Annotated in this window: 8 protein-coding genes; 5 read left to right on the plus strand and 3 right to left on the minus strand. The window is 74.0% G+C overall.

Annotated elements, in window-relative coordinates; genetic code table 11:
• Positions 1-13: 13 nt before the first annotated feature.
• Positions 14-3,340 (minus strand): 3-keto-alpha-glucoside-1,2-lyase-like domain-containing protein, encoded by a 3,327-nt coding sequence (locus ACMXGY_RS20015; protein ID WP_483774724.1) that lies wholly within the window; start codon positions 3,338-3,340, stop codon positions 14-16.
• Between the two features lie 177 nt (positions 3,341-3,517).
• On the opposite strand from ACMXGY_RS20015, the gene ACMXGY_RS20020 reads away from it, so the two are divergent.
• The 4 genes from ACMXGY_RS20020 to ACMXGY_RS20035 all read left to right on the plus strand — a co-directional run bounded on the left by ACMXGY_RS20020 (position 3,518) and on the right by ACMXGY_RS20035 (position 7,809).
• Positions 3,518-4,477, plus strand: a complete 960-nt coding sequence (locus ACMXGY_RS20020) for a PhzF family phenazine biosynthesis protein (protein WP_483774725.1) — start codon at positions 3,518-3,520, stop codon at positions 4,475-4,477.
• Positions 4,478-4,602: 125 nt separating this feature from the next.
• Positions 4,603-5,946 (plus strand): MFS transporter, encoded by a 1,344-nt coding sequence (locus tag ACMXGY_RS20025; RefSeq protein WP_483774726.1) that lies wholly within the window; start codon positions 4,603-4,605, stop codon positions 5,944-5,946.
• A gap of 146 nt (positions 5,947-6,092) precedes the next feature.
• On the plus strand, positions 6,093-6,866 hold the full coding sequence (locus ACMXGY_RS20030) for an LPXTG cell wall anchor domain-containing protein (RefSeq protein WP_483774727.1): 774 nt from the start codon (positions 6,093-6,095) through the stop codon (positions 6,864-6,866).
• A 94-nt stretch (positions 6,867-6,960) separates the two neighbouring features.
• Complete coding sequence (locus tag ACMXGY_RS20035; protein WP_483774728.1) at positions 6,961-7,809, plus strand: alpha/beta hydrolase; 849 nt, start codon at positions 6,961-6,963, stop codon at positions 7,807-7,809.
• Positions 7,810-7,867: 58 nt separating this feature from the next.
• Here the strand turns inward: ACMXGY_RS20035 and ACMXGY_RS20040 are convergent, their stop codons facing one another.
• A complete protein-coding gene (locus tag ACMXGY_RS20040) occupies positions 7,868-8,758 on the minus strand; it encodes a sigma-70 family RNA polymerase sigma factor (protein ID WP_483774729.1) in 891 nt (296 codons plus the stop codon).
• A 106-nt stretch (positions 8,759-8,864) separates the two neighbouring features.
• Between ACMXGY_RS20040 and ACMXGY_RS20045 the strand changes: the two genes are divergently transcribed.
• On the plus strand, positions 8,865-10,202 hold the full coding sequence (locus ACMXGY_RS20045; protein ID WP_483774730.1) for an FAD-binding oxidoreductase: 1,338 nt from the start codon (positions 8,865-8,867) through the stop codon (positions 10,200-10,202).
• A gap of 22 nt (positions 10,203-10,224) precedes the next feature.
• On the opposite strand, the gene ACMXGY_RS20050 is transcribed toward ACMXGY_RS20045, so the two are convergent.
• Positions 10,225-11,376: a WxL protein peptidoglycan domain-containing protein gene (locus ACMXGY_RS20050; RefSeq protein WP_483774731.1), complete on the minus strand. Its 1,152-nt coding sequence runs from the start codon at positions 11,374-11,376 to the stop codon at positions 10,225-10,227.
• Positions 11,377-11,512 lie beyond the last annotated feature (136 nt).

Genomic DNA, 11,512 nt, shown 5'->3' on the forward strand with positions numbered 1-11,512 from the left:
GTTCACCCGCAGGTCACCCGCACGTTCCGGCGTCGTAGGCGACGTCCGCCTCGAACGTCCGGCCGTCGCCGGTCGCGGACACCTGGGCGGCACCCGCCTCGACGGAGGTCGAGCGCGTCGCGAACGACTGGTACGCCGACGCGCCCGGCTGGACGCCCGTCACCGTCTTCGTGCCGAACGGCGTCGTCAGCGTGATGTCTGCCGGCACCGTGTCGTCGTTCGTGGCGCGGACGGCCACGTACGCCTTGCCCGCGAGGCAGCGGGTCTGGGCCGTCGTCGAGATCGCGAGCTCCTCGACCGGCTCGTCGGTCAGCGGCTTCACCCGGATGTTGCGGTAGTTGACCCGCTCGCCGTTCCCGTGGTTCTGGACCCCGAAGAAGCTGCTCACCATGCGCGCCGGGTCGGTGCTCGTGAAGTCGTTGACGAGCACGTCGTTGAGGTAGATGCGGATGCGGTCTCCCTCGACGCGGATGTCGTACGCGTTCCACTGCCCGACCGGGTTGAGCGCCGACTCGACGGCCTCCGCGTCGGCGCCCTGGAACGTGTAGACCGCTCCGGTGGTGCGGTCCGCGGCGTCCGTGGCGTCGATCTGGATCTCGTAGCCCTGGTTGACGGCCACCCACGGGTCGTCGCCCGGGTTCGGGAACCCGACGAACACGCCGCCGTTGTCGTCCTTCGAGAGCTTCCAGTCGAGCTTGAGCGAGTACGCGTCGCCGAGCTCCTCCTGGGTGTACCAGAGCAGGCCCATGCCGCCGGCGCCCTGGATCGAGCAGTCCTCCTGGCGGCCGAAGCCACCCGGGCCGGCCATGCGCCAGCCTGCCTGGAGGCTCGCGAGGGTGCCGTCGTAGAGCGCGGTGTAGCCGTCCTCGACCTCGCCCGGGGTGCAGATGTCCGGGTTCTCGCCGATCGACAGCACGTCGACGTTGATGTTGCCCTCGTCGCCGGTCTCGTACTTCAGCGTGATGGTGTTCGCGCCGGCCTGGAGCTCGAGGTCGCGCGTCTGCACGCCCCAGTCCTTCCAGCTGCCCGTGGTGGGGAAGTTCCACTGGCCGAGGTCCTGCCCGTTCACGTGCAGCGACACGTTCTTGGAGCGCAGCTCGGTGTAGGGGTGGATGCCGTTGGCGAACCGGACGTTCACCGGGTAGGTGCCCGCCTCGGGGACGTTCACGGAGAAGGTGCGGCCGGAGCCGACGTTCGTCATGCCGGCCGCGAAGCCAGAGCCGGAGTAGTTGCTGTGGTCCGAACCGATGCTCGACCCGCCGAGCGGCTGCGCCAGCTCCGCCTCGTACCAGCCGCGGTCGGCCGGGGCGACGTAACCGGGCAGCGAGTTGAGCGTGTACCACGCCTCGGTGCTGAGGAGCTCGGTGCCCTCGGCGGACGCGAACGGACGCGGCGAGCGGACGTAGACGACGTGGCCGGGCTTGAGGCCGTCGATCTTCAGCGTGACGGTCGTGCGGTCCTCGGACACGGTCGCGTCGGTGACGAAGAGGGGCTCCTCGTCGACCTTCGGGCCGCCGTACTGCTGCGTCGGCACGTAGCGCCACTGCTTGACCTGGTAGGCGTCCTCGAGCTTCGCGACGACCTCGTCGGAGACCGGGTCGGTGTACTCGATCTCGAAGCCGCCCTCGACGACGCGCATCTCCTTCATGTCGAAGGAGTCCTCGCCCGCGGGGACGAGCTTCTGCAGGCCGTACCGGAGCTTGCCGGACTCGCCCCAGTTGCCGCCCTCACCGGTGCCGCCGGCGTAGAGCGCGCCGTCGGGGCCGTAGACGACACGGTTGACGCCGACCTCGAGGCCCGCGGTGTGGCGGAAGACCGCACCCTGGAACTCACCGTCGACCTTCTCGAGGAACGCGCGCTGGATGCCGCCGTACGTCACGTCGCCGATGAGCATCTGCCCGGCGAACTCACCGTCCTGGACGAGGAGCGGGTTGCCCGGGGAGTTGGCGATCTCGTTCTGCGGGAGCCACACGGCGGGCGGCGACACGGGGTTCGCGTCGAACATCCCCGCCGGGTTCGTGTAGTGGTTGAAGAACTTGTCCTGCTCGATGTGGACCAGCTTGTTCGACGGCAGCCAGGCACCCTGGTTGTCCGTCCCGAAGATCGCGCCCTCGGGGCCGAAGCCGATGCCGTTGGGCGTGCGCAGGCCGCCGGCGACGTAGGTGACCTCACCCGTGTCGCGGTCGATCTTGATCGACGTGCCGCGGTTGGCGCCGGGCTGCGGGTTGGTCGTCGCGCCGCCGTTGTCGATCGCGACGGACAGGTTGACGTAGAAGTAGTCCTCGTCGTGGATCAGGCCGAACGCGAACTCGTGGAAGTTGCCGCCGTCGGGCCACTCCGCGATCTTCGTGTGCGTGTCGTAGAAGCCGTCTCCGTCGGGGTCGGTGAGCTGCGTGAGCTGGTACCGCTCCGAGACGAAGATCGAGTCGTCGATGACCTCGATGCCCATCGGGTTGAGCAGCTCGTCCGCGACCTTCGTCGCCGTGACGTCCTCGGGGCCGTCGGCCTCGACGACACCGTCGAGGAAGTACACCTCGCCGGACACCGGGTCGGGACGCCAGCCTCCGGAGCTCACCTCGCCCGTCGTCACGACGGCGAGCTTCTGGTCCGGTGTGAACGCCAGGCCCGAGACCTTGGGCTCGAAGCCCTCGGGGCGCAGGTCCACGAGGTCGTAGTTCGGGTTCACGCTGTCGAGGCGCAGACCGTCACCGGCGGTGTCGGTCGCGCCCTCGCAGTACTTGTACCCGGGCGCGGTCACGCGCACGACGCCCGCCTCGGTGCTCAGCACCGAGGTCGGGACGGTCACGAACTCCGTGCTGCCCGGCGTCTTCCAGGCGAGCGTGAGGCGCTGGTTGTAGCCACCCTCGTAGTAGTCGACGCGCAGCTCGTGCACGCCCGCGGTGAGCGTCGCGGCACCCTCGACCGACGTCGAGTCGTTCGGGCCGTCGTTCTCGATGACGAGCTGCCCGTCGATGTAGACGAGCGCGCCGTCGTCGTTCGTGACGCGGAACTGGTACTGCCCGTCGGCGGGAACGGTCAGGTTGGCGGTGACCTGGGAGATGAAGTTGTCCTCGCCGCCGAACTGCTCGGCGGTCGACCAGTCGATCGTCGGCATGAGCTTGTCGACGTTCGGCGTCTGGCCGGACTTCAGGGTGCAGACCCCTCCGGGGTCCTGGGCGAGCTGGAAGGTCCGCAGCGTGACGCCGGGCTCCTGCTCGGGGAGGTCTGCCGCGGCCGGCACAGCCCAGCCCGCGACGACCAGGGCGCCGAGGGTGAGGGCGGCAGCACCGCGGCGGTGCCTGGCCCGGCGGGTCGCCGGCAGGCTCGTGCGTACGAGCATCGTTGCTCCTTCTTCGTATGGATCATCGGGTCGACGAAGCTGGCCCCCCAGTGTCACCCGCTCCACGCCCGTGCTTTGACAACGCTGTCGATCGTAAACCGGTTCTGTCAGACCGTCTACAACTTCCGTGTAACGATCGGCGAAAGTGCGGTCGGCCGCCGTCGTAGGCTCGGCGGCATGAACGCACGCCACGGCGACATCGCCGACGCGACCGTCTCGCGGCCGTTCGCGCAGGTCGATGTCTTCTCCGACCGCCCCACGCTCGGCAACCCGGTCGCCGTCGTGCTCGACGGCGATGGCCTCACCGACGAGCACATGGCCGCGTTCACCCGGTGGACGAACCTCTCGGAGACGACATTCCTCCTGCCGCCCACCGCCGACGGAGTCGCTGGGGGCGCCGACTACCGGCTGCGGATTTTCACCCCCTCCGGCGAGCTGCCGTTCGCCGGCCACCCGACCCTCGGCTCGTGCCACGCGTGGCTCGAGGCGGGCGGGCAGCCCCGGGCGGGAGACGTCGTCGTGCAGGAGTGCGGCGTCGGCCTGGTGACGATCCGCCGGGAGGGCCCGTCGTCCGACGGGGGCGCGCCACGCCTCGCGTTCGCCGCGCCGGACCTCCTCTCGGACGAACCGGTCCCCGCCGACGAGCTCGCGGCGATCGTGGCGGCGCTCGGCATCCCCGACGACGCGGTGCCCGGCCAGGTGCTCGATCACCGCCTGCTCGACAACGGGCCCGGGTGGCGTGTCGTGCTGCTCGACTCGGCCGCGCGCGTCGCCGAGCTCGCTCCCGACTGGACACGTCTGCGCGTCGATCACCCCGACCTGTCCGTCGGTGTCGTGAGCCTCTACGGCGACGCGCCCGAGGGTGGTCCGGGCGGTGGCGGGCCCGACGGCGTCGCGGTCGAGGTCCGCGGGTTCGCCCTGGGCATGGGCATCCCGGAGGACCCGGTGACGGGGAGCCTCAACGCCGTCGTCGGCCAGTGGCTCACGCGCGACGGACGGCTGCCCGACCGCTACGTCGCCGCGCAGGGCGCCGCGCTCGGCCGAGCCGGACGCGTCCACGTCGAGCGCGACGACACCGGCACCGTGTGGGTCGGCGGCGCGAGCGTGACGTGCGTCGCGGGGACCGTCCGCCTCTGAGCGAGCGCCGCCGAGGTCGCCGAACCCGGGGTTGTGCGCCGTCCGAGGCGCTGATCCACACGTAACCCCGGGTTCGGCCGGAAAGGCGGCCACCCTGAACCTGGTGGCTCCGTAGACTGCGGCAAGTGTCAACAACCCCAACAGTTCCCGGGCCCGCTCGCGCCCTGACGGACGCCGTCGTGCAGCGGGCGCGCTGGGCGCTCATGGTGCAGTTCGGTCTGTTCGGAGTCATCGGCGCGTCGTGGATGAGCCGGCTGCCCTCGGTGCGCGAGGCGCTCGGGATCAGCGCGAGCCAGCTCGGCCTGGTGCTCGTCGTGGGTGGCGTCGGCACGCTCACGGCGGTGGTGGTCACCGGGGCGGTCGTCGCGCGGTTCGGCAGCCGCACGACGCTCGTCGTCGCGACGGCGGGGAACGTCGCCGGGTTCGGCCTCGTCGCGCTCGGCACCGGGACGGGCAGCGTCGGGTTCTTCGCCCTCGGCGCGCTCCTCAACGGCATGTGCGGCGCGCTGACCAACGTGCCCATCAACATCTGCGCCGCGTCCGTCGAGCAGCACGTCGGCCGCGCGATCCTCCCCCACTTCCACGCGGCGTTCTCCATCGGCGCCGCAGGCGGCGCGCTCGTCGCCGCCGTGTTCTCGTGGGCGCAGGTCGGCATCACCGCACAGGTCGTCGTCGTCACGCTCGCGGTCACCGCAGCGCGCGCCCTGCTCATCCGCCCGGCGACCGCGCTCGCGCCCGAGCGGGCGTCGTCGGGAACCACCGACCTGCCCGACGACGGCGCCTCCCCCGGGCCGGTCGTCCCATCCCGCCGCGGGGCAGGCGTGCGGGCCGCGCTCTCCGCGTGGCGCGAGCCGCGCACGCTGCTCATCGGGCTCGTGCTGCTCGCGTCGTCGCTCTCGGAGGGGTCGGCCGGGAACTGGCTGTCGATCGCCGTCGTCGACGGGTTCGAGGTGCGCGAGGCGCTCGGCGCCGTCGCGTACGGGACGTTCGTCGGGGCGATGACGGTGTGCCGGTTCGCCGGGACGGGCCTGATCGACCGGTTCGGTCGCGTCACGGTGCTCCGCGTGTCCGGGGTCTCGGCGCTCGTCGGGCTGCTCGTGTTCGGGCTCGCCCCGGGCCTTCCCCTCGCCTGGGTCGGCATCGTGCTGTGGGGCTGCGGCGCGGCCCTGGCCAACCCCGTCGCGATCGCCGCGGCGTCGGACGACCCCGCGCACGCGGCGCCGCGCGTCGCCGTCGCGACGTCGTTCTCGACGGTCGCGATGCTCACCGCGCCACCGCTGCTCGGCCTGCTCGTCGACGGGGTCGGCGCGCGGCACGCGCTCCTGGTGATCTGTGCGGCGACGGTGCTCAGCCTCGCCGTGGCGGGCGCCGTCCGGCCGTCGGGCACGACGCCGGGCGCCGGGGCACCCGCCGACCGCACCGAGACTGCCGGAGCACCTACCCCGCGGCCGAGCACCCGCTCGACGTGACCTTGCTCACACCCTCGGACCGCACACCGCTCTGACCTGCGTGAATGCGTCGTGGTAGCGCGTCCATGGATCCCGTCTGCGGCCGCATTCCCTAGGTTTGTCGCGGTCAGCCTGAGATGCCTCGTCCGTGCGAAAGGTCCTGTTCCGTGCGCCTCACCCCCGCCGTCGTCGTCGCCTCCGCCCTCGTCCTCGCCGGCCCGGCGGGTGCCGCCGCCGCGGGGGGTTCGGACGGCCCCACGCCCTACACCGTGACCGCCGACGGGGTGACCCTGCCCGAGGGCCGTGCGTTCGCCGCGCACGGGCACGTCAACTACCGCGTCGTGCCGGTCGGCGGAGGGGCGTCGGTGCAGCTCAACGTGCACCTCGACCCGAACAACGACCAGCCGGGCGGCGCCTACGTCGGCGCCCGCACGCTCGACTTCGCAGAGGCCGCCGAGCGGTTCTCCGAGGGCTACTGCGTGACGTGGGTCCAGGTCGAGGGCTTCGACGAGCACTTCGGCGAGGGCGGCCAGGAGCCCGTCTGCACCACCGTGCCCGAGGAGCCCGCGACGCCCGTCGAGCCGGGCCGCCCCGCGACGCCGCCCGCGGAGGTTCAGGTGCCCGAGGCCCCCGCGAACCCCGTGGCGCCGGCTGCCGAGGAGCCTGCCGCGACGCCGCCCGCGGAGGACGAGGCCACTCCCCTCGCGCCGAGCACGGCTGACGACACGGCGCCGTCGCCCGTGGCCGACGCCGCGACGCCGGTGACGCTCGAGCTGGAGGCACGGTCTGCGTCGGGTGCGACGGCCGACGCCGCCGAGCCGTCGGACGAGACCGGGCTCGCGAGCACCGGGACCTCGACGATCGTCGCCCTCGTGGTCGGGGCCCTGCTCGTCGCGGCGGGCGTCGCGCTGCTCGTCGTCCGGCGCGTGCGACGCGCCTGACCCAGGCCGTCGGCCCGGTCGACGCCGAGGTAGAACCGTGGCCCCGCGAGGTAGAACCGTGGTCCGCGACGTCGCGACCGTGGACGATCGGTCCGTGAACCACGCCGAGATCTCCCGCCTGCGGCACGACGCGCGGGAGCGCGCCCGCAGCCGTCCGCGGCTGCCGTTCGACGGGTCGGTCGTCGACACGTCCCACGACGGCGTCGCCCTGCGCCGCTACGTGCCGACGGACCACGACCCGCGATCCGCCACCGTGTTCCTCCACGGCGGCTACGGCGTCCTCGGTGACCTCGACCTGCAGGACGGCGTCTGCCGCCGCACGGCGTCGACGCTCGGCACCGTCGTCGTCTCCGTCGACTACCGGCTCGCCCCCGAGGCCTCGCTCGAGGACTCGGTCGCGGACGCGCTCGTCGCGCTCGACCTCCTCGCGGCCGACGGCGTCGAGCGGCTCTCGCTGCTGGGCGACTCCGCGGGCGGCACGGTCGCGATCGCTGCCGCGCGGCGCCTGGACGGCATGCGCCGCTACCTGGCCTGGCTGGCGCTGACCAACCCGAACCTCGACCTCACGCTCGGGTCGTTCGACGCGGCGCGACCGGGCGGGCCGGACCCCGCACTGTCCGCCGAGGCGTTCCGCGCCTGGACGCGCGTCGAGACGCTGGCCGACGCCCCGCGGTTCGACCTCGGTGCGACGGGCCTCCCACCGACGTTCCTCGCCGTCGGCGACCAGGACGCGCTCCTGCCGGAGGCCCGCACGCTGGTGGCCGCGTGCGAGCGTGCCGGCGTCCGGTCGCAACTCGTCGTGCTCGCCGGTGCGGGCCACGGGTTCCTGGGCGGTGACGACGCACCGACGGTCCTCGCCGCGCTGCGGGACTTCGCCCGCGGCGTCATGCGAGACGACTCCGCGGGGCCGGGCGCCGCCGTCGGGCCCGACGCGGCGACCTGACGGCGACCGCAGGACACACCTCGTGCGCGCCGGCCCCCGCGGCGAGCCCGGTCCACGGTCACCCCCCGGCCGCGAACCCGTCGTACGCGGCGAGGCGCTCGCGGTCGGAGAGGAGGTCGATCCCGAGCACGCGGCCGTCGCGCACGGTGAACGCGAGGACGGCGCGCACCTGGCCGTCGCGCACCGAGACCAGCCCCGGGGACCCGGCGACGAGCGCCGGGCGCGAGAACCGCGCGCCGTCGAAGTGCAGGCGCGCCTGCTGGGCGACGGCCTGCGCACCGCGCAGCACGCGGGTCAGCTCGCCCGGGCCGTAGTCGAGCCGCAGGGTGATCTCGGGGTCGAGCAGGGCGAGGAGCCCGTCGAAGTCACCCGCCTGCGAGGCCGCGAGGTAGGCCGCCACCACCTCGCGACGGCGCGCGACGGCGTCCTGCCGCGGGACGCCGTCGCGCACCTTGCGCCGGGCCCGGCTGGCGAGCTGGCGCGTGGCCGTGACCGACCGGTCCACGATCGGCGCGATCTCCTCGAAGGGCACCGAGAACTGGTCGTGCAGGACGAAGGCGACGCGCTCGGCCGGTGCCAGCGTGTCGAGGACGACGAGCAGCGCGGACCCGAGCTCGTCCGACTCGACGGCCCGCCGGGCGGGGTCCTCGGGCCCGTCCAGGGGTGCGACGTCGAGGTCGGGAAGGTGCGCGCCGCGGGGCGTCTCCCACGTCGACTCGCGACGCGAGGAGCGCGAGCGCAGCAGGTTGAGCGCGACCCGGGCGACGATCGTGGTGAGCCAGCCGCCGAGGTTCTCCACGCCCGCGGTCCCGGCCGACTGCGCCCGGAACCACGCGTCCTGCACGGCGTCCTCGGCGTCGGCGGCCGAGCCGAGGACCCGGTACGCGACCGAGCGCAGGTGCGGGCGGAACGACTCGAACTGCTCTGCCGCGAGCTCGTCGGTGCTCACCGGTCACACTCCTTCGTCGGGACGTGTCAGAGGGATGACAGCACACGCTGCCGGTGCTCACCGAACCACGGAACCGACGCGCCGGCCACCTTCGAAGGAGCCTGTTTTGCACACCCTCACCTCGGCAGACACCCTCGCCTCGACGCTCGACGGCCGCCTCCTGCTCCCCGGTGACGCGGACTTCGACCGCGCCGCGACCCCGTGGAACCTCGCCGTCCGGCAGCCCGTCGCGGCGGTGGTCGAGGCCGCGCACGCCGACGACGTCGCCGCGACCGTGCGGCACGCTGCTCGCGCCGGTCTCGCCGTCGCCGCCCAGTCCACCGGGCACGGCGCCTCGGGCGCGGCCGCGGGGACGGTCCTGCTGCGAACGGCCGCGCTCGACGACGTCGAGGTCGACCCGGCCCGGCGCGTGGCCCGGGTCGGCGCCGGAGCCTCGTGGGGCGCGGTCCAGGCGGCGGCCGCGCCCCACGGACTGACGACCCTGCTCGGCAGCGCGCCGGGCGTCGGCGCCGTCGGGTACACGCTCGGCGGCGGCATCGGCTGGTTCAGCCGCGCGCACGGGCTCGCGGCGGACAGCGTGCGGTCGTTCGACGTCGTCGGCCCTGACGGCGAGCCGGCCACGGTCTCGGCGGACTCCGACCCCGAGCTGTTCTGGGCGCTGCGCGGTGGCGGCGGCGACCTGGCCGTCGTGACGTCGATGGAGATCGACCTGGTGCCCGTGCCCGCGTTCTCGGGCGGCCGGCTCGCGTGGCCGGCGGAGCAGGCGGGCCGGGTCCTGGACGTCTACCGCGCGGTCACCGCGACAGCCCCGCCCGCGCTGAGCCTGTGGCTCTCGCGCGTGGAGGCACCCGGTGCTCCGGCGGTCGTCGTGGTCCACGCCGCCTTCCTGGGCGACGACGCCGAGGCCCGCGCGCTGCTGCGGCCGTTCGCCGAGGTCCCCGGTGCCCTCGGCCCCGCGCTCGACGACGCCGTCCGGCCCGTCGGACTGGCGGACGTCGGTGACATCACGGGCGACCCGACCGACCCGGCGGCAGGCCGGTCGCGCGCCGCGCTGCTGTCGCGGATCGACGACGCGACCGTCGAGCACCTGTTCACGTCCCCCGTCGCTCCGCTGCTCCTGCTGCAGCTGCGCCACCTGGGCGGGGCGCTGGCGGACCCGGGAGCCGGTGCGGGGGCGCTCGGTGCGCTCACCGAGCCGTACCTGCTCTACGCCTTCGGCCTCGCGTTCGAGCCCGGGATCGCCGCCGCCGTCGGGGAACGGCTCGACCACCTGCGCGACGACGTCGCCGACGTGGCCACCGGCCGCATCCCGACGACGTTCCTGGCCCCGGGGGACACCGCGGCGGCCGCGTTCGACCGACCCGCGCTCGCCCGGCTCCAGGAGCTCAAGAGCTCGCGCGACCCGCGGTCGGTGATCCGCGGCGCGTACCCGCTGCGGGGCTGACCCGTGACGCCCACCTCGTCCGTCAGGGGGTCTCGACCCGCGGCTGCTCGCTCTCGCGCTGTGCGGTCGTCGCGCCGTCGCGCTCGGCGAGCGCCGCGGCCACGGCCTCGTCGACGGCGCGCTGCTGGGCCGTACGGGCGCGGCGGCGGGCCCGCACGCGCCACACGACGAGCAGCACGACGGCGACGAGCAGCCCGAGCGCGACCCACGGCACCGCCCAGACGGAGGCGGACGCCGTGACGCCGGGCACCACGACCTCCGGGTCGGGAACCGTGCCGAGCAGCGGCACGACCTCGCCGCCGACGGTCAGCGTCACCACCTCCCGGAACAGCGGCCACACGCCGTCGACCTCGACCGAGCGCTGGACCGCCGACCCGGGCAGGAGCTCGGGGACCTCGACGTCGACCGCCGACGTCCCACCGAGACCGAACGGCCCGGCGACGCGGACCGCCGTCTCGGGCGCGACGCGCGTGTTGCCCTCGTTCGTCACGGTGAAGGTCACGGTCGCGCTCCCGGGCGCGAACGGGTTGAGCGTGCCGTCGTAGGTGACCCGGACGTCGTCGACGGCGAGCGCCGGCGCGAGGTCGCCCTGGACGCGCAGGTGGACGCGCGAGCCGAGCCGACGGTCGGTCGTGACGCCGTCGTCCGCGACGACGACGAGCGACGACACGACGCCGGCGGCGTAGTCCCCCGGCGTCGCGTCGTCGGGCACCGTGACGGTGAACGGGACCTCGGCCTGCTCCTGCGGGGCGACGACGATCTCGGGCTGCTCGAGCGCGATCCAGGACCCGAGCGCGGAAGACTCCTCGCCCGCGGGCAGGAGGTCGAGCGTGCCGTCGTCGGTGAGGTAGCCGTCGGCGGCGTAGACGCCGAGGGTGAGCGGGGCGTCGCCGTGGTTCGACACGACGATCGAGTCGGTGAGCGATCCGCCCGGCGCGAGCGAGTAGGCGAAGTTGGGCCGGTCGACGCCGTGCGCGGTGTCGCCGGGGCGGACGCCCCACTGCACGGTCTGCTCCGGCTCCTGGGCAGGCTCGGCTTCGGGTGCGACTTCGGCGGTGACGGACCCCGGGACGGGCGTGGCACCGAGCCCGACCGCGGAGGCGGCGGGCGCGGCCAGCAGCGCGGCCGCGAGCAGGGAGGCGGCGAGCGTGAGTCGGGGGCGTCGGTGGGTCATGCCACGGTCCTTCGTCGGTGAAGATCGGGGCGGCTCGTCGAGACGGTTGCCGCCGGGTGGGCCGGCCGCCACGGCGCTCGTGGCGGCCGGCCGTGCCCCGCTCCCTCGGCCTGAGGGCGGGGCGGGTGTGCCGGCC

Source organism: Cellulosimicrobium sp. G4 BAM 1002 (assembly GCF_057126935.1).

Coding starts and splice junctions, on each gene's coding strand:
- ACMXGY_RS20015 (WP_483774724.1), bottom strand. CDS start 3,340: ATGCTCGTACGCACGAGCCTGCCGGCGACCCGCCGGGCCAGGCACCGC.
- ACMXGY_RS20020 (WP_483774725.1), top strand. CDS start 3,518: ATGAACGCACGCCACGGCGACATCGCCGACGCGACCGTCTCGCGGCCG.
- ACMXGY_RS20050 (WP_483774731.1), bottom strand. CDS start 11,376: ATGACCCACCGACGCCCCCGACTCACGCTCGCCGCCTCCCTGCTCGCG.